The organism is Priestia sp. TSO9, from assembly GCF_021029645.1.
Lineage (GTDB): Bacteria > Bacillota > Bacilli > Bacillales > Bacillaceae_H > Priestia > Priestia megaterium_E.
The window spans coordinates 374,059-390,160 of record NZ_JAJEKD010000015.1; the positions used below are offsets into that span (position 1 = coordinate 374,059).

Annotated in this window: 23 protein-coding genes and 1 pseudogene; 10 read left to right on the plus strand and 14 right to left on the minus strand. The window is 39.2% G+C overall.

The window, feature by feature from the left end; translation table 11 throughout:
- Window positions 1-37: 37 nt before the first annotated feature.
- The 5 genes from LJC66_RS16735 to LJC66_RS16755 all read right to left on the minus strand — a co-directional run bounded on the left by LJC66_RS16735 (window position 38) and on the right by LJC66_RS16755 (window position 2,030).
- Window positions 38-889: a M56 family metallopeptidase gene (locus tag LJC66_RS16735; RefSeq protein WP_195696516.1), complete on the minus strand. Its 852-nt coding sequence runs from the start codon at window positions 887-889 to the stop codon at window positions 38-40.
- A 3-nt stretch (window positions 890-892) separates the two neighbouring features.
- Complete coding sequence (locus LJC66_RS16740) at window positions 893-1,306, minus strand: BlaI/MecI/CopY family transcriptional regulator (protein WP_013057865.1); 414 nt, start codon at window positions 1,304-1,306, stop codon at window positions 893-895.
- Window positions 1,307-1,390: 84 nt separating this feature from the next.
- A complete protein-coding gene (locus LJC66_RS16745; protein WP_013057866.1) occupies window positions 1,391-1,528 on the minus strand; it encodes a YvrJ family protein in 138 nt (45 codons plus the stop codon).
- A 55-nt stretch (window positions 1,529-1,583) separates the two neighbouring features.
- Window positions 1,584-1,796, minus strand: coding sequence for a DUF2922 domain-containing protein (locus tag LJC66_RS16750; RefSeq protein ID WP_230933060.1), 213 nt, complete (start codon window positions 1,794-1,796; stop codon window positions 1,584-1,586).
- A gap of 15 nt (window positions 1,797-1,811) precedes the next feature.
- A complete protein-coding gene (locus tag LJC66_RS16755) occupies window positions 1,812-2,030 on the minus strand; it encodes a DUF1659 domain-containing protein (protein WP_013057868.1) in 219 nt (72 codons plus the stop codon).
- A gap of 118 nt (window positions 2,031-2,148) precedes the next feature.
- Here LJC66_RS16755 and LJC66_RS16760 point away from each other — a divergent pair, with 118 nt between their 5' ends.
- Window positions 2,149-2,592, plus strand: a complete 444-nt coding sequence (locus LJC66_RS16760) for a hypothetical protein (RefSeq protein WP_230933061.1) — start codon at window positions 2,149-2,151, stop codon at window positions 2,590-2,592.
- Window positions 2,593-2,630: 38 nt separating this feature from the next.
- Here the strand turns inward: LJC66_RS16760 and LJC66_RS16765 are convergent, their stop codons facing one another.
- Together LJC66_RS16765 and LJC66_RS16770 are read right to left on the minus strand one after the other, a co-directional pair.
- On the minus strand, window positions 2,631-2,777 hold the full coding sequence (locus LJC66_RS16765) for a hypothetical protein (protein ID WP_013057870.1): 147 nt from the start codon (window positions 2,775-2,777) through the stop codon (window positions 2,631-2,633).
- A 158-nt stretch (window positions 2,778-2,935) separates the two neighbouring features.
- Complete coding sequence (locus LJC66_RS16770; RefSeq protein ID WP_230933062.1) at window positions 2,936-4,258, minus strand: AlbA family DNA-binding domain-containing protein; 1,323 nt, start codon at window positions 4,256-4,258, stop codon at window positions 2,936-2,938.
- A gap of 148 nt (window positions 4,259-4,406) precedes the next feature.
- Between LJC66_RS16770 and LJC66_RS16775 the strand changes: the two genes are divergently transcribed.
- Window positions 4,407-4,961 carry an HAD-IIIA family hydrolase gene (locus LJC66_RS16775; RefSeq protein ID WP_230933063.1) on the plus strand — a complete coding sequence of 185 codons (555 nt, stop codon included), beginning with the start codon at window positions 4,407-4,409 and terminating at the stop codon, window positions 4,959-4,961.
- Here the strand turns inward: LJC66_RS16775 and LJC66_RS16780 are convergent.
- Window positions 4,912-5,487: a poly-gamma-glutamate hydrolase family protein gene (locus LJC66_RS16780; protein WP_195696512.1), complete on the minus strand. Its 576-nt coding sequence runs from the start codon at window positions 5,485-5,487 to the stop codon at window positions 4,912-4,914. The genes LJC66_RS16775 and LJC66_RS16780 overlap by 50 nt on opposite strands.
- Before the next feature lie 228 nt (window positions 5,488-5,715).
- Here LJC66_RS16780 and LJC66_RS16785 point away from each other — a divergent pair, with 228 nt between their 5' ends.
- Together LJC66_RS16785 and LJC66_RS16790 are read left to right on the plus strand one after the other, a co-directional pair.
- Window positions 5,716-6,249: a TetR/AcrR family transcriptional regulator gene (locus LJC66_RS16785; RefSeq protein ID WP_043981414.1), complete on the plus strand. Its 534-nt coding sequence runs from the start codon at window positions 5,716-5,718 to the stop codon at window positions 6,247-6,249.
- Window positions 6,246-6,572: a DMT family transporter gene (locus LJC66_RS16790; protein WP_195696511.1), complete on the plus strand. Its 327-nt coding sequence runs from the start codon at window positions 6,246-6,248 to the stop codon at window positions 6,570-6,572. Before LJC66_RS16785 ends, LJC66_RS16790 begins: the two co-directional genes overlap by 4 nt.
- Window positions 6,573-6,670: 98 nt before the next feature.
- Here LJC66_RS16790 and LJC66_RS16795 read toward each other — a convergent pair whose 3' ends face one another.
- Both LJC66_RS16795 and cspD read right to left on the minus strand, forming a co-directional pair.
- The gene (locus tag LJC66_RS16795) at window positions 6,671-8,248 is read right to left on the minus strand and encodes a peptide chain release factor 3 (protein WP_016764821.1); all 1,578 of its coding nucleotides are present in this window, start codon (window positions 8,246-8,248) and stop codon (window positions 6,671-6,673) included.
- A gap of 242 nt (window positions 8,249-8,490) precedes the next feature.
- Complete coding sequence (gene cspD, locus LJC66_RS16800) at window positions 8,491-8,688, minus strand: cold-shock protein CspD (protein WP_013057877.1); 198 nt, start codon at window positions 8,686-8,688, stop codon at window positions 8,491-8,493.
- Window positions 8,689-9,180: 492 nt separating this feature from the next.
- On the opposite strand from cspD, the pseudogene LJC66_RS16805 reads away from it, so the two are divergent.
- Window positions 9,181-9,609: pseudogene (locus LJC66_RS16805) on the plus strand (DUF421 domain-containing protein).
- A 398-nt stretch (window positions 9,610-10,007) separates the two neighbouring features.
- Here the strand turns inward: LJC66_RS16805 and LJC66_RS16810 are convergent.
- Together LJC66_RS16810 and LJC66_RS16815 are read right to left on the minus strand one after the other, a co-directional pair.
- Window positions 10,008-11,495 (minus strand): hypothetical protein, encoded by a 1,488-nt coding sequence (locus LJC66_RS16810; RefSeq protein ID WP_050691542.1) that lies wholly within the window; start codon window positions 11,493-11,495, stop codon window positions 10,008-10,010.
- 92 nt (window positions 11,496-11,587) lie between these two features.
- Window positions 11,588-11,764, minus strand: a complete 177-nt coding sequence (locus LJC66_RS16815; RefSeq protein ID WP_016764823.1) for a hypothetical protein — start codon at window positions 11,762-11,764, stop codon at window positions 11,588-11,590.
- Window positions 11,765-12,030: 266 nt separating this feature from the next.
- Here LJC66_RS16815 and LJC66_RS16820 point away from each other — a divergent pair, with 266 nt between their 5' ends.
- The 5 genes from LJC66_RS16820 (at window position 12,031) to LJC66_RS16840 (ending at window position 14,679) form a co-directional block, all read left to right on the plus strand.
- Complete coding sequence (locus LJC66_RS16820) at window positions 12,031-12,645, plus strand: NAD(P)-dependent oxidoreductase (RefSeq protein ID WP_230933064.1); 615 nt, start codon at window positions 12,031-12,033, stop codon at window positions 12,643-12,645.
- 22 nt (window positions 12,646-12,667) lie between these two features.
- Window positions 12,668-12,916 (plus strand): hypothetical protein, encoded by a 249-nt coding sequence (locus LJC66_RS16825; RefSeq protein WP_230933065.1) that lies wholly within the window; start codon window positions 12,668-12,670, stop codon window positions 12,914-12,916.
- A gap of 275 nt (window positions 12,917-13,191) precedes the next feature.
- A complete protein-coding gene (locus LJC66_RS16830; RefSeq protein WP_230933717.1) occupies window positions 13,192-13,251 on the plus strand; it encodes a zinc-ribbon domain-containing protein in 60 nt (19 codons plus the stop codon).
- 45 nt (window positions 13,252-13,296) lie between these two features.
- The gene (locus LJC66_RS16835; RefSeq protein WP_230933066.1) at window positions 13,297-14,271 is read left to right on the plus strand and encodes a PrsW family glutamic-type intramembrane protease; all 975 of its coding nucleotides are present in this window, start codon (window positions 13,297-13,299) and stop codon (window positions 14,269-14,271) included.
- A gap of 153 nt (window positions 14,272-14,424) precedes the next feature.
- Window positions 14,425-14,679, plus strand: a complete 255-nt coding sequence (locus LJC66_RS16840; protein ID WP_195696509.1) for a hypothetical protein — start codon at window positions 14,425-14,427, stop codon at window positions 14,677-14,679.
- A gap of 60 nt (window positions 14,680-14,739) precedes the next feature.
- Here LJC66_RS16840 and LJC66_RS16845 read toward each other — a convergent pair whose 3' ends face one another.
- Complete coding sequence (locus LJC66_RS16845) at window positions 14,740-14,880, minus strand: hypothetical protein (protein WP_176343797.1); 141 nt, start codon at window positions 14,878-14,880, stop codon at window positions 14,740-14,742.
- 259 nt (window positions 14,881-15,139) lie between these two features.
- A complete protein-coding gene (locus LJC66_RS16850) occupies window positions 15,140-15,994 on the minus strand; it encodes a manganese catalase family protein (RefSeq protein WP_230933067.1) in 855 nt (284 codons plus the stop codon).
- Window positions 15,995-16,102: the final 108 nt, after the last annotated feature.

Sequence of the window (16,102 nt, forward strand, 5' to 3'; positions counted from 1 at the left end):
CTCATCTCCTTCTTTTCTTTCTCTCTCTCTTACAAACTTACAAAGCTGTTAGAGCTGTAAAAATTAGCGCACACAAAATAAAAAACACGTATAGCGACGTCAGCGTTAAAACAACAGGAGGCTGCATCGGCATTTTCGTTTCCGGATTTAAAATATATTGAATGCGATAATTAACCGACGTATCAGCAAATGATACGTGCGCACACGAAAGACTTGTCTGTCCCGTTTTAACCATTTTTAAAAGGGCGCTGCCGATGTGAGCAGACGTGCCATTTTTCACAATGGCATCTTGATCAGCCAGCACTTCACGCATGACTTTGAAACGTTTATGGCTCCATTTAATAAACGGAATATACCATAATGCAGAAGCAAGCGTGCTTAGTAAAAATGTTTTGAGCGGATCTTTGTTTGCAACGTGTGACTGCTCGTGGTAAATAACAGCTTCTAGTTCATTTTCATCAAGCACTGAGAGCAACCCTGTAGACAGAACGATGTGCGGTGTAAACAGCCCCATTGTTAATGCAATAGGCTGATCTGTTGTTAAAACTGTTAAATTCTTTCCGTACGCTTTTTGCAGGTGAGCCGTTGCTGTTTCATGTCGCAGCTTCGTAATCATTTTACGGACTTTCCGAATTTGAATCACTTGCTTTACAGCTTTAATGAACAGTACGAACATCGTATGAAAAATAACCGCATTCAGCATGTATTCAATAAAAAACAAGCCGAAAAAGTGGGCTACTTTGTTACAAAGTAAAATTAAGTTAAACGATAAATTCCATCCAAACAGCAAATGCAGCACATACATGCCCATTTGCATAAGCAACGTCACGGCAATAAAAAAGCACAGGTTAAAAATAAGCTTAGAACGCTTTAGTATTCCTTGATTCATTGATTATTCATCCTTTTTTAACTGTTTGACTTTTGATTCGAGCATGCTTAACAGTGAATCATCGACTTCTTCTAACGCATCAAGCATATGAGTAACAGCAAGCGAGCCAAATTCGTCGATCAATTCGTGCGTTAACTCTTTCGACTGAGCGTCGATAAATTCCTCTTTAGAAAGAATCGGCTGATACATCGACGTACGTCCTTTTAAACGCTTTTGCAACACGCCTTTTTCCACCAATCGATTCATAACGGTCATAACGGTGTTGAAGTTCACTGCTTTTTCTTTCTCAAGCACGTGCTGCACGTCTTTAATAGACATTTCACTTCCGTTCCATAAAGCCGTCATAATTTTTGCTTCAAGCGGGCCAAAAAAGCGATTAAGGCCGGTTTCGTTAAATTTGAATTTTTCAATTTTCATATTTGACACCTCACACTACTAATTGTAGTGTGAGGTGTCAAATACGTCAACTTTTCCATGACAACCGCCTTACAATTGTCATAATCACTTTTTTACTTCATCGGTTAAATGCTGAATGGACAGCACAACTGTATCGAGCTTGGCTTCGATTCGGTGAAGTAAATAAAGCGTCACCACGACTGGAAAACCAACGTCTGAAACAAGCGTAAACCACTCTGTCATCTTCCTCTCTCCTTTTAAAAAAGCCCTTCGCACCGAAGTGGAAGGACTTTCATTTTCAAATCGTAAATTCGATTACATTTCGCTCGACGATTTGGGCGCCTTTTCTGGCAACGAGCGCTCCGCCGCTTGAAGTAAAGACATCGCTTGCAATCAGTGCGTTCATTGCTGCTGTGATGGCTGCTGCGTCTAACGTATCTTTTGGTGATTCAATCGATAGGCTTACTGCTTTTTGTGACTCATTTAAAAACTGCATCGTTAAAGTTTTCATACTCTACCTCTTTTCTTATTTTAAAAGTGAAAACGTGACAACTTCGTTGATTTCAACAAGCGGCAGCGACTGCAGGCTGGCGATGGTTTCGCTTGCTGTAATGAGTGCATCTGCAGAACTTCCAGGCTGAATGTTCATATAGGATTTTGTCTTTAAATCGGGTTTTCCATCCTCTTTTATTCCTTGTTCTAATACTAAGCGAAGCTGGCTTGAATGCTGAATTTTTTCTGCCATCTTTTATTCCCCCTTTCACTTTATATATAGAAATGGAAATAGGAAAGAGGGATGATGGAAACATAAAAATTTTTGGTTTATAATGGGAGATAGTCTGAGTTAGAAAGAGGCTTTGGTAATGAGAAAGTGGAGCTTTTTATTTTTTGTTCTAGCATTCATGCACCCAGCTTCAGCACTTGCTGACGACGGTGCAGATAAAAAAAAGCTTGGTCCGTTTTACTACACGGTTTCTCATGATTATAGTCGAGAAAAATGGGATGTAGGGGTGTTAAATCAGCAAGACAAAACGAACATTCCTGAGACTGATTTGAACGATGAAACGCTAAAATTGTTTCAGCGTACGGTTGATGATTTAGCAGACCTCGCGATTCGATTTGCTGCTATGAGCGTACTGCTTGTATGTTCACTCGTTGTTTTTACGTACTTTCGCATTCAAAAAAAACGCCCTTTTCTCCGCTTGTTTTTTGTTTTTTCAAGCGTTGGCTTTCTATTTTGCGTCTATACATCATTGGAGTTATTTAAAAAAACTGAACAAGCAAAATCTTTATTTTACTTACTATGACTTGAAACCCAAAAAAACCAGCCAATTGGCTGGTTTTTTCATGCATTTCTTACGGTTATGTACTTCTGTTCATACGTCATTTCTTCCGTTTGCTTTTGCTGCTCCAGATGGTAATAAGCAGCGCATACTCCTCCTAATCCAGCCAGTGCTAGGACAATTAGAAGTATGGATGTCGCTTTTTTCATTGCCTTTTCTCCCCTTATGTTTAACCCTACCTAGCAACGGCATCCGTAAAAGAAGAGTCCCCTTTCTCTTCTTTACTTGCTCATTACTTACGAAAGATATTATCATACTTTTTTTCACTTTTGTCATTTTTTTAGTTATTGTCAAAAAATTGTATATTTTATCCTTGGTTTAATGAGTGTTTAAGAAAGTCAATGGACTGGTTTTTTGAAAGGCCAAACGCTGTCACGATATAATCAACGTAGGCAAGAAGCTCCAGATTCCCTCCTAATTTTGTTGTTTTAAATGATCGATTAAATCGATATTGCTTTTTATCTGAAAAGACGAGCCCTTCTTCTTCTAGAAATGTTTGAAACTGCTCATGCGGAAAGTACAGCACATCGTTTCGAACGTTCTCTAAGTCAATCACAATAATCATATCTTCCAGCTCTGCTTTTAATTCCATCATACAATCAATGTATCCGCCGATGCAGCTGATTAAAGATGTGAGAAAAAAGGGTCCGTTTATATATTGAAACTGCTCAAAAATCGTCTCATCGATGTAGCTTGAAATACTTGACTTTAATACGTCATGAATTGGTTTTGATTCTTCCATGTACGGAATAGGAATATGAAACTTAGCTGATCCGTTATAAAACTGCTCCCACGCAATTGTTTTATCATACGCATCAATCACATCTGTGCTTCGAAAAATGATGGATTCCGCTGAATAAGAGGCTTTAACAAACGGTGTATGCAGTATTACCGTACTTTCCTCGTCCAAACGATAGTGTTTGGGTTCGCTAGACTTGCTTAAAATATATTGCTTTAACCGTTCTTCTTCCATTTGTTCAACTAAATGCAAATCATATAGTGGCAGCACGTACATATTACACATCCCGTAATGAATATAGCTTTTTCCGTGCATCGGCCATTTTCTGTTATAGATAGACAGTTCTTTTGTGCAAAAGTCCTCTATTCGCTGCGTTTGATCCTCGGATTTTTGATAGAGTCGATCTAAATGATAGCGGTCATCGATTTCCGTAACGGGAGATGTGCCGCTTCCAATTCTTCTGTAAATCTTCCCGTAAGACATGTACGGAGGGTTCGGACCTTCGGGAATCCAAATAACAAAAACACCTTGCTCGGGGTGATCTTCAGGTGATAAAAAACGCGTAACAATACGAGGAATGGGATTGGTGACATCTTTAAGCATATTATTAATAAACAGCTCATATTCCTTGCGCTCGAGCAGGTTAATGGAATGGTCGTCTTCATCTACGCCAAAAATAAGCCACCCTCCTTTTTCATTGGCAAACGAAGCGATGATATTTGGGATTTTTCGTTTGACCGTTGAGCTTACTTCGCGCTTGAACTCAAGCTGATAGCCTTCTTCTAAATGTTTTTCCATCATGCGCTGCACATCTGAAAACTCAATTTCTCCAATTGTTTTTTTCTTTCCGTCTTCGCTTATAAATGGTGAATAAAACGATTCTTCGTTCACTTGTCTTCCCCTCCTCACCACTTCTATTTAACTTATCCATATGATGAGAAGTAAAAAGACAGTCATATTTCTTTGATTTTTTTCAAAAAACAAAGTTTTTACCAAATTAATCCTGTTTTATATTATGATAGAAAAAGAGGTGAAGAATATGATTGAAGCAATATTTTTAGACCGAGACGGAACGATTGGAGGCAGTAATGAAATACAATATCCAGGTGATTTTCAGCTGTTCCCCCACGCAAAGCAAGCGATTATCGACATAAAGAAACAAAACATTTCGCTGTTTTCCTTTACGAATCAGCCCGATATTGCAAAAGGAAAGGTAAAGAAATCACAGTTTATCTCTGAGCTTTTAGCTTTTGGATTTGATGATGTTTACCTTTGTCCTCATGAAGATTCGGACGCCTGTTCATGCCGCAAACCAAACCCCGGCATGCTGTTAAGAGCAGCCGAGGAGCACAGCTTAAATTTGGCTAACTGCATCGTGATTGGCGACCGGTGGAAAGACCTCGTAGCGGCCCATACAGCAGGGGCTCAATGTATTTTAGTGTTAACAGGTGCTGGGCACGACACGTTACATGCACGGGAAAAATGGGCTGACGTGCAAGCAGCCTTTATTGCAGCCAACGTGCAGGAAGCTGTTGAATTTATCTTTACATCACTGAGTTCACAGCCGATACTACCGCATTCACATACTCGTTAAACAGCTGATTATTCTGTAATAATTGTTCATACTGCGGAGTGGTTATTTCAAGCTGCAGTCCTTTATGCCGCTGATTGCTATTGGCGATATTTCGAGGTGAAACGCCTTTTAAATGGACGGGCGTTTCACTGATCGGAAAATTCGAAAGCGCTTGACGCACCGCTTTTTCTAACTCTTCGTCTCTTCCTCCGATATAAGTTGTGCATACATCGCTATAGGCGCCGTGAAGAGAAATGGTGATCTCTGATTTTTTAACGAGGTGACGCGCCATTTCTTCATCGTAGTTTGCAGACGTAACATGCAATTCAAACGGATTTTCTGTTTTCAGCGTTTTAAATACGTACACCGTTGCGTTCAGCTTTTCTGCTATTTTTTCTGCTACTTCTTCTGTCCCAATTTCCATCGTTCCTCCGTGAATAGCAAGCACGACAATTTCTCTCCGGCGAATGACACATTCTATTTCGTAATCAATTCCCGCTCGTTCACACTGTGATAGTTCTTGAAAACTTTGATACACATCCCTCATCCGTTTCTTCACACCTTTCTTTTATCTTTCATATACCCAGGCTTTATTTTTTCTTTTTCTTCATATAGTAAAGGTATTAACCCTTTGTTTACTCGTTTATTTTTGTTTTTATACTTTATATTTTAGTGTGCACAAAAATTTTTTTTGAAATTCGAAATAAAAGTATTGCCAAACAAACCGTCCAGACGGTAAAGTATTCTAGGGAAAATCAAAAAGGAGGAAATTCGTGTGTCTACATTTGATGATATATTGCTTGCAGCTACGCAGGTTGTACAGCGTGACGGCGTTGGAAATTTGACGCTTGAAAAAGTAGCAAAAGAAGCCGGCGTCAGTAAAGGCGGTTTGTTGTATCACTTCTCTTCAAAAGATGAATTGATTAAGCAAATGCTGTATTCAGTCACAAAGAAATATGATGACGGACTAAACGTACAAGTTGAACATGACAATTCTCCTGGCAAATGGAGCCGGGCTTATCTCGCTGAGACGCTTCATGACCTTCAGCGTGAACAAGTGATGAGCGCTGGGTTACTTGCAGGTATTGCAACCAATCCTGAACTCCTGCAGCACTTTCAAAAGCAATACGAAAAGTGGCAGCAGCACATTGAACAAGACGACATTGATCCCGTGCTTGCTACCATTGTGCGCCTAGCAGCTGACGGATTATGGTTCAGTCAAATGTTTGGGCTCGCACCCGTGGATCCAGACATGCAAAAACAGATTCAACAACAACTTCGGAAATTAACAGAGGAGGGTTTTCGATGAAAGCCTATTTATTTTTAGCGATTGCTATTAGTTCAGAGTTATTTGGTACATCTATGTTAAAAGCATCAAACGGATTTACAAAATTTTGGCCTAGTCTTGGTGTTTTATTAGGGTTTGGTCTTGCTTTCTATGCGCTCTCCACATCGCTTCAGCACATTCCACTCAGCGTTGCGTATGCCATTTGGTCTGGTGTAGGAACTGCTGTGACAGCTGTGATTGGCGTAGTTATTTGGAAAGAAAGCGGCAGTCTCACGATGGTATTTGGCATCGTATTAATCATTGCAGGAGTCATTCTTTTAAATTTAAAATCAGCGGCTCACTAAAAAAAGAGCCAGTAAATACTGACTCTTAAGCAAAGGAGGAAAATCGACTGTCTACTTATGAAAGTAGTATGTATCGTTTTCCTTTTTTTTATACTCTTTTATAGATTAAACGGGTCTAGGAATTTAACAGATGGATATTTGTCCTGGAACAAACGCCATACAAAATCGTTTTCAAACATAAGAACGGCATGTTTATCACGATCTTCTACTAGCATCACGCGAGAATCTAGCATGCGATCTTCAATTGTTGATTTGTCTACCCATTTTGCAATGTTATGAGACATGCGCGTGAATTCAAGATCGACATTGTACTCACCTTTCATACGGTGTTCAAACACTTGGAACTGAAGTTCACCGACTGCTCCTAAAATGTAATCTCCAAAGAACGGCGTACGGTAAAGCTGTACGGCTCCTTCTTGTACAAGCTGATTAATCCCTTTTTCAAAGTGCTTAGATTTCATTGCATTTTTCGCACGAACTTTTACAAACAGTTCAGGCGGGAACTTTGGAAGAGCATCAAATTCGAATACTTTTCCCTCTCCTACAATGGTATCGCCAATCTGATACGTACCCGAGTCATACAAGCCAATGATATCCCCTGGATACGCTGTGTCTACTGTTTCACGGCTTGATGCCAAGAACTGATGAGACTGCGCTAGCTTCATTTTACGGTTCGTTCTTGCTAACGTCACGTTCATTCCACGCTCGAATTTCCCTGAACATACGCGTACGAACGCAATGCGGTCGCGGTGAGCTGGGTTCATGTTCGCTTGAATTTTAAAGATGAAACCTGAGAAGTTTTCATCCGTAGGCTGAACGGTGCCATTCGTTGATTCACGAGGCTGCGGCGGTGATGTTAATTGTAAAAATGAATTAAAGAAAGACTGTACACCAAAGTTTGCAATCGCACTTCCGAAGAAAACAGGTGTTAATAGGCCTTGCTTTACTTTTTCAATTGAAAAATCATTACCTGCTTCGTCTAATAGAGATAAATCATCCACTAAGCCTGGTAAATACATTTCATCGACGTGTTTTTTAATTTCATCGTCGATATTTTCACCGTCAAAGTCTGCAAAATATGACTCTTTGTTTCCTTGGTATACCTCAATTTGTTTTGAAAAGCGGTCATACGTTCCTTGGAATCGTTTCCCCATGCCAATTGGCCACGTTACGGGGTATGATTCAATACCGAGTACATCTTCAATTTCTTCAAGCAGCTCAAGCGGCTCTTTTCCTTCACGGTCTAATTTATTGATAAATGTTAGAATAGGAATACCGCGCATACGACAAACTTTAAAAAGTTTAAGCGTTTGTGCTTCAATTCCTTTTGTTCCGTCAATAACCATGACCGCACTGTCTACAGCCGTTAGGGTACGATACGTATCCTCACTGAAGTCTTCGTGTCCTGGTGTATCCAAGATGTTAATAAAGTGATCTTTATACTCAAACTGCATAACACTTGATGTAACCGAAATTCCACGTTGTTTTTCGATTTCCATCCAGTCAGATGTAGCAAACTTGCCTGATTTTTTTCCTTTAACCGTTCCGGCTGAACGAATCATTCCGCCCAGTAACAGCATTTTTTCTGTTAACGTTGTTTTCCCGGCATCCGGGTGAGAAATAATGGCGAATGTACGACGTGAATCGACCATCGTTTCTTGAAGTTGGTTGTTCATACGTTTTAAAATCCTTTCTGCTCTACAATTCCTATTTTCATCATTTCATTATACGCTTTTTTTATACTGCGTGACTAGTTTTTTTCATATTTGAATACTTCTACAAAATCAAAGAAATCGTCAACAAGGTGTAAAAAGCGAACAAGAAAAGACCCCTTTTATAAAAGGGGCCTTCTCCCAGTTTAGTTTAACGAACGACCAGAGAAACGTTCTGCTGATCGGCTTAAACTTTATAAAAAAAATTACTTTTGAACGTTAGCAGCTTGTGGTCCACGGTTGCCTTCAACGATTTCAAATGTAACTTCTTGACCTTCTTCTAAAGTTTTGAAACCTTCGCCTTGGATAGCAGAGAAATGAACGAATACATCGTCTTGTCCTTCTACTTCGATGAAACCGAAACCTTTTTCAGCGTTGAACCATTTTACTTTACCTTGTAACATATCTCTTTTCCTCCTTGTGTGACAATCCACACATTGTGTATTACTCTATTCCTGCTCTTACAATAAGTCAAGACGAACACTTCGAACTATCCTTACCGAACAAAAATAAGCACTTTTATTGTAACAAATCCCCCAAAAAATTTCAAAGGAATTTGCACATTCTTTTTGTTTGCTTTGGTCCCTTACCTACAGCCTTTCCGCCCCTTTTTAAGTAGCCGAATGTGAACGCATTATCCGCATTTCTTCTTGGTGTTTTTTCTTGTATAACGATCCTTTAAATGGATAACGCTATAGAGATAGATACTCTTTCTATTTATGAGAAAGCAGGTGACATCACAACCTATGGAAGACATTCTCATGTCCCTTCTTAGAACCTTTGTTTCTTTCCTTATCTTAAGCATTACAACTTTCCTGATTGGAAAACAAATTAACACGCATAATAATCATTTTACATTTGCGATGTCCATCATCATTGGGTCGTTCATCGCAAATATGGGATTTGATTTAAAATTAAAATTTCTGCCGATGTTCGCTTCTTTTGCTTTTCTTGTGGCCATTCATTTTCTTTTAGCATCAACAGCTCTAAAAAGCAGGCGCTTGCGAAAATGGATTACAGGACGCCCGACGGTTATTATGGAAAAAGGAAAGCTTCTTGAAGCAAATATGAAAAAAGTCAAATATTCTATTGACGACTTGAATCAGCATTTACGAGAACTAGGAACGTTCAACATTGCTTAAGTAGAATTTGCTGTTTTAGAAGTAAGCGGAAAACTGTCGGTGTTAAAGAAAACTGCTTATCAAAACATTGCCAAACAGGACGTTTTGTCTAAGCCGTTTAAAGAAATGAATTTACCGGTAGAACTCATCATGGACGGAGAAATTATTCATAAAAATTTAACATCTCAATATACCGAACAGTGAATCAACCTTGAGCTTTCAAATCGCCAGCTTCAGTTGAACCAAGTGCTGTATGCAGTTGTGTCAACAAACGGCATGCTCTATGTAGATGAGTATAAAGATCAGCTGTCCGCTCCTACAGACAGAGAATAAGGTTGAGACATAACTAAATTACGCCACTCTAAAGGCAGACAAATGAGGTGAATAAGTTCGTATGGACCGCCTGAGACATCGCTGTTGGTTTCCGTACAGGGCTTTACTTTCCGCAGGCGGCCGGAGTCTTCGCCTTGCTCTCCAATAAAAAGCTAGAAGCAATTACATACATAAAACCTATGTTCACGACCATCATAAAAAAAATCCGAACAAGTTCGATTCTCCATCAAGAATCAAACTCGTTCGGATAAAATGTGTTTGTCCCAGTTTTACTGTGCCATTTCTTCAACGGTTCCTTCTTTTAAGCCATAATAGTTCCGTTCGAATCGCTTTATTTCTTGATCATAACGGCGTACTTTTGCATCGGCTAGCTGACGGCTTTGTTTTGTTTCTTCAAGCAGTTCGACCTGCTGATTAATTTGAAAAATAGTCGTCGTCAGCTCGTCTTGATAATCATAAATTTCATTTTGAATATCCACGCATACGGGCAAGCGATTTGCTAAAATAAAGTCCGTCATTTGCATAAGCACTTTTTTACGCTCTACTTCTTTCACTTTGCTTTTGACGGCTCGTTCTGCAGAACGGAACGTCAGCCTTACTTTAGAGAAGAAGTCACCTTTAATCGAAAGCTTGCGCTGCAGTTCTTCTACATCTTGTTTTAATGATTCATGCTCTTCAATCATTTTTTGAAGCACAAGCCCTCCGTTTAACGACGTAAGCTCCATTTCATCGAGCTGATGGCGAATGGCTGTTTTGAGCGTTTCAATTTGCTTCACCGTCTTTTTCTCCGTAGCTCGGAGCTGCTTAACATACTGCTCTGTTTTATAAATAAAGCTGTCTAACCGTTCACGGTCAAACAGTGACTGCTCTTTCTTTTTCATATAATCTTGATACGCTGTGTGTACAGATGACCACTTGATCAGCAGAGACTGATAATTCAACAGCTCATCCTGATGCTCAAGCTTGTACGTCCACATCAGCTGAACAACTACTAATAACAGCGGTAAAAAAGTTCCAGCTTCTTTGCGTTTTGCAATAATTTCATGACTTTCAAAGCTCGCCATTAAAAACAGCGGCGCATTCATACTAAATAGCAGTGCTGGCGGGTAATTAACGGGAATAAAGATACTCATTACGGTTGCCATAAGGCCTGAAATAGCAGGGTATGCGTGCGGAGGAAGCTGTTTGTACAGTTCAATTGTCCCTTTTTTCTGCAGCAGTTTCACAAGTGCTTCCTGCTGATATTCTCCTAATGCATCAATCATTCTTTCCTGATACATGGGGGGCAGCTGTTCAATCCAATTCATCAGCTGCTGCTGAAACACAGCTTGCTGACGATTTGTAGCAATCATGTATTGCGAATCAATTAGATGAAAGAACAGCCGGATTTGATGACGCATTACGTCTTCTAGCGTATGACAGCGTGCAATTGAAAACAGCTCATTGTATTTAGATACAAGCAAATTTCCAATGTTATCGCTTAGCTCGTACAGCTCGCCATTTGTTGTAGCATGGGAAACAGGAAGTTCAAAAAACTTCGCCATTTCAAGCAAAATATGCAGATGCATGTCTACTTCAGGCTGTTTTTCAAGCAATTTCATTTCTTCTACCAATGACGCTTGAAAATCCGTATGCTCCGTTTGCTGATACTGTGCTGACATTTCCGTATAAATGCGGTGGTCACATAACACATAAGCAGCTCTTAGGATATCGCCTTTAGACGTAAGCAACCCATACAATAACTGTTGTCCGTTCATCTTCACACCGTCCTTCATTAGATTTTCTTACTATAGCTTTCTATCATTTTATACTTTTTCTATAAATTCGATGCAATAGTTCAAATTTCCTGTTATCTTTCTTCTTGCTTCCTTAATACAAAGAGTGCCGTCCAACATGACATCAGTGCAGGCGGAATGGTCCAAGTCATATATCGCCACTCACCCGTCACAAGCGCCATAATGAGAAAGATGAGCGGAAAACCTATTAGTACTATGATAACGCGTGCTCGGCTTACCGATTTTTTCATAGTGCATCGCCCCTTCTGTTCGTCCCTTATTCCTATCATACCCTTTCGCTTCTATAGCATTAAACACCTTTATAAACCGTTCGTACATTTCTTTGTTTTCTAGACAGTCTATGACATAAGTTTTAAAAAAGAACAGAGGATACCTCTTACTTTGGTGAATCTCGTAAGCAGCTTTTATGTTTTGACAAGCTAAATCGAGAAAAATGTGTTATGGTAAAAGAAAATTTCGTTTTTACTACCTACATTGAAACGAAAGGGTTGATCGTATGAACATTTTTTTGATTGGCGCAAGCGGCAGGACCGGACAGGAATTAATAAAGCAAGCGATTAAAAACGGACATTATGTAAAAGCATTTGTGCGAAATCCATCTAAACTTAAGATAACGCATGCGAACGTACACATCATACAAGGCGACGTGCTTGATTATTATGAAGTGTGTCAGGCCATGCGAGGGTGTGATGCAGTAATTTCTTGTCTTGGAACCGAAAATCTAGGGCATTCTACCCTTTTAGTAGAAACGACAAATCTGCTGATTCAATGTATGAACGAAAACGGAATTCAGCGTATCGCCTACACGGCTTCTGCCGGAATCGACGGAGAAATTCCAGGCATGACGGGCTGGCTTGCTCAGCGTATTTTAAAAAATGTGCTTCGCGATCATCACGAAGCCGTGAAGCTCTTGAAGGTAAGCGGACTCGACTGGACTGTTGCTCGGCCAATGGGTTTAACGAGCGGTCCATTAACTGCGTATTATCGTATAGGAGAAGCTAGCATACCAGAAAACGGACGCAACATCAGCCGTTCTGACGTCGCTCATTTTCTCCTTCAAGCCGTAGAAAACAACAGGCACATAAGAAAATCACTAAGTCTTTCATATTAAGTGTTCTAAAGGAGTGTTGATAGTGAACCTATCAAAAATTTTTCTAAAAATAAGTCTTGTACTTTTAATGGCATGCGTCTTTATTGAAGGTAATTTTCAGGTGGCGCTTGGCATCTTTGCTGCTGTTTGCATGCTTATCATCATTTTTGCCAAGCCTCTTTCAAAATCGCTGCTTCCTGCTAATAAAAAACCAGGAAAAAAAGACCGCGAAACATTAATGATGGTCATTGGTGTCATCGTTTTTATTTCAGGAAGCTTTTTTATTGCGTAGTAGTATTGTAAAGAAAACAGGCTTAAACCCACATTTTTAATCATATAAAGAGCTGCGTCACAAGTCGAATATTCGCCTTATGACGCAGCCTTTTTTGGTTTCATGAGGTCTCTTTTAGCAATAGCTTCTGTCTTTTATATACATACCATTCCATTATTTAAGCAAATTACCTATCAAACCCTCTTATGCTTTTTTCATCAGTTCACATAATATATGTAGAAGATGTCATAAGACAAGCGTCAAACGATTTGTATCTAGAAAAAGGAGGAAGATAAATGAAATGCCCCCATTGCGCTTATTCTAATCCAGAAGGGGTAAAATTCTGCTTAAATTGAGGCCATGAAATCGTAAAACAGGACGAAAACTACAGCATATTCTACTTGTTTGCCCATCGTGTTGATAAAATTCCAAGAAATGAACGTTCAGTTGAACCTAAATTTCGAAATATATTCTCTCGAGTCTTCCGACAGCACAGTGAAATGGAAGCTGAACGGCTTTTTATTGTAGGAACAGGGCTTACAACTCCTAAAATAGAAGAAGTTGTAAATACATGGCCAAAGCCTTGGCTTTTTGCAAGGGTCTTTCTTATTGCGCTTGTTGCATACTTAGGGCTATATCTAGGCGTAAGCTTGTTCGAAAACATCAACTTCATACCCGGTCTTATTGTAGTTGGTGCTTTTGCAGTGCCATTTACTACTCTCATTTTCTTTTGGGAAATGAACGCTCCGCAGAATATTGCTGTTTACAAAATTGTTTATGTCGTTTTTATTGGCGGAATCCTTTCACTTTTATTAGCACTTGTGTTTTATGATATTCTTGGCAATAACACAAACGTGATCGTGATTGGGATATGTGAGGAACTGGCTAAAGTTATCGCGGTTATTTATTTTGTACGCGATCTTAAATATAGATATATCCTTAACGGTCTTCTCTTAGGAGCTGCAATAGGAGCTGGTTTTGCTGCTTTTGAAACCGATGGCTATGCTTTGCGAGCACTTCTTTCCGGGAGCTTTCACATGCTTTATTCTACAATACTCTGGCGCAGTATTTTTGCTCCTGGAGGACATGTGGCTTGGGCTGCCTTGACTGGAGCTGCCATCTGCATCGTGCAAGGAAATAAGAAATTTCAGTGGAGCATGTTGATAAAACCAAAATTTCTCGGTGTATTTTTGCTTGTCGTTTTTATGCACGCTCTTTGGGACTCACCTATACTAGGTATTTTTCCCGCTGGACATACGATTTTAACGGTTATATTACGGGTTTTGGTATTCAGTATGATTCATATTGGGCTAAAAGAAATCGCGGATAAAAAGTTGGAGTTGACCTACTGCAACGAAAATCCTACACCCTCATAGGAAATGTTCAGCTTCCGTTTAGCTGCTCGTTTTAACTTTTTATTACCTTTATGTTTCATTTTGAAAATTGTTGTTACAAATTGTAAAAAACAGCATTTAAACTACCTGCACATGGTATGATAACCTCAATAACATGAAAGGGTGACTTGGTGGATGAACCTAACTGAAATTAAGCACATGACAGCAAATTTAGTAAATTATAGAGATAGCGACATTACTCATACTCTTGCCAATAGGTTTACACTAAGTTATTCAAAACAATTAAACAGTTTTCAAATCTGCGATATTGAAAACGATATTATTTATCGTTATGAAGAAGCAGAAACAACTGCGTTAGCTCTGTTTAACATGATCCATAATCTTCCCAATACCGTTTATAGACATACTAATTCGTTTGAACAAGTTTAAAGCAGGAAAAAAAGCTCATTTATTAACCAACATGAGCTTTTTTGCCGGTGTCTATCTATTTTAGTTATTTATAACCTTCTTCAAAAGAAGAATATCCTTTTTAATTGCCCGTCTAATTTCTTCAGCTTTACAGCGTTTGTATTCTTGTACTAAGCGATAGAGCTCTCGTTTAAATAAAAATTCATCTTGTTGACTACTCATAGCAGCATGCCCCTTATTAGCTTTCTATCACAAGTGATTAAAGAAAGTATTCCCTTTTCTTCTTATAAAAAACAATTAAATTAATACACAGAGGTAAAATAACCGGTTTATCCGGAGTTTATGCAAACGGCGAGATGTTCTTGCCTTTAGAGGAACGACAGCATTTAGCTTAGAAGCATAAAAAACATTGACTACTAGCTCTAAGTCAATGCTTTTTATTTATTTTAGCTGTGTGTAATTAAAGTCGATTCAGGTACTTTTACGCGTTCATATCTCCTAAACCTGGAGCATGCTCATTGGGCATTTCAGGTAAATGAGGGACTGGAAAAGCTTCCGGTGGAGGTGTTACACTCAAGTCTCCGCCATTTCTGCTTGGCGTCTGCCCTTGGAATATTTCTCCCATTCGATGCGGATCTAACCTAAAATCAAATTGCGTGTTATGATACCCCATCTCGACAAATTTTCTGCATTCAGGGTATTTGTTAATATCATAATTTGGTACAGGGAATAGTTTTCCCCAGTCCACGCCTAATGTTTCAAGAGCTTTTGCAAACGCATTTTGATGAGCATTATCTCGAACAATTAAGAAACCTAGCGTTTCTCTTAACGTTTGGTTAGAACTCATTTCGTATATTCTTGTTTTTTGTAAAACACCGGTTGATTCTAATACGACGTTATTGAGCAAATCAGCCACTAGATTTCCGTGATTATAAACCCATGAGCCGTTCCATGGATTTCCGCCCGCATCCACTGGCAGTGAGCTTTGAGCGCCCATGATATAGTGATGAGGATTAGCATGTTTTACGGCTTCATCAAGAGGAGCCTGATCTGAACCTTGACTTCCTACCCCGGCTCCGCCAGATTCATCTAACAATGCATTAATGGTATTTTGAACGAGTTCTACGTGAGCTATTTCTTCTAAAAAAACACCTTTCATTAAATCGCGATACTGCGTCTCTTTTCCTCTGAAGTTAGAGCTTTGAAAGAAATATTGCATCATCGTCCGCATTTCACCAAACTGCCCGCCTAAGGCTTCTTGCAGTACCTTCGCCGCCGCTGGATCGGGCTTATCCGGTTTAATGCCATTGATTAATCCTTCTTTGTAATAATACATATCAAACACTCCTTTTATTAATATTGCTTGTTTTTTGAACTAACTTATGTAGATTTTTGTCCGCTATAGGATTTTTCACTGTTTCTTTTCTTCTTAACATATTCTAGC

Bases quoted from the DNA above. Each gene is read 5' to 3' on its own strand.
- LJC66_RS16810 (WP_050691542.1), bottom strand. From the start codon at position 11,495: ATGAACGGACAACAGTTATTGTATGGGTTGCTTACGTCTAAAGGCGAT.
- LJC66_RS16780 (WP_195696512.1), bottom strand. From the start codon at position 5,487: ATGAGGGATGTGTATCAAAGTTTTCAAGAACTATCACAGTGTGAACGA.
- LJC66_RS16750 (WP_230933060.1), bottom strand. From the start codon at position 1,796: ATGAAAACTTTAACGATGCAGTTTTTAAATGAGTCACAAAAAGCAGTA.
- LJC66_RS16790 (WP_195696511.1), top strand. From the start codon at position 6,246: ATGAAAGCCTATTTATTTTTAGCGATTGCTATTAGTTCAGAGTTATTT.
- LJC66_RS16850 (WP_230933067.1), bottom strand. From the start codon at position 15,994: ATGTATTATTACAAAGAAGGATTAATCAATGGCATTAAACCGGATAAG.
- LJC66_RS16745 (WP_013057866.1), bottom strand. From the start codon at position 1,528: ATGACAGAGTGGTTTACGCTTGTTTCAGACGTTGGTTTTCCAGTCGTG.
- LJC66_RS16735 (WP_195696516.1), bottom strand. From the start codon at position 889: ATGAATCAAGGAATACTAAAGCGTTCTAAGCTTATTTTTAACCTGTGC.
- LJC66_RS16765 (WP_013057870.1), bottom strand. From the start codon at position 2,777: ATGAAAAAAGCGACATCCATACTTCTAATTGTCCTAGCACTGGCTGGA.
- cspD (WP_013057877.1), bottom strand. From the start codon at position 8,688: ATGTTACAAGGTAAAGTAAAATGGTTCAACGCTGAAAAAGGTTTCGGT.
- LJC66_RS16760 (WP_230933061.1), top strand. From the start codon at position 2,149: ATGAGAAAGTGGAGCTTTTTATTTTTTGTTCTAGCATTCATGCACCCA.
- LJC66_RS16755 (WP_013057868.1), bottom strand. From the start codon at position 2,030: ATGGCAGAAAAAATTCAGCATTCAAGCCAGCTTCGCTTAGTATTAGAA.
- LJC66_RS16840 (WP_195696509.1), top strand. From the start codon at position 14,425: ATGAACCTAACTGAAATTAAGCACATGACAGCAAATTTAGTAAATTAT.
- LJC66_RS16815 (WP_016764823.1), bottom strand. From the start codon at position 11,764: ATGAAAAAATCGGTAAGCCGAGCACGCGTTATCATAGTACTAATAGGT.
- LJC66_RS16775 (WP_230933063.1), top strand. From the start codon at position 4,407: ATGATTGAAGCAATATTTTTAGACCGAGACGGAACGATTGGAGGCAGT.
- LJC66_RS16740 (WP_013057865.1), bottom strand. From the start codon at position 1,306: ATGAAAATTGAAAAATTCAAATTTAACGAAACCGGCCTTAATCGCTTT.
- LJC66_RS16820 (WP_230933064.1), top strand. From the start codon at position 12,031: ATGAACATTTTTTTGATTGGCGCAAGCGGCAGGACCGGACAGGAATTA.
- LJC66_RS16795 (WP_016764821.1), bottom strand. From the start codon at position 8,248: ATGAACAACCAACTTCAAGAAACGATGGTCGATTCACGTCGTACATTC.
- LJC66_RS16845 (WP_176343797.1), bottom strand. From the start codon at position 14,880: ATGAGTAGTCAACAAGATGAATTTTTATTTAAACGAGAGCTCTATCGC.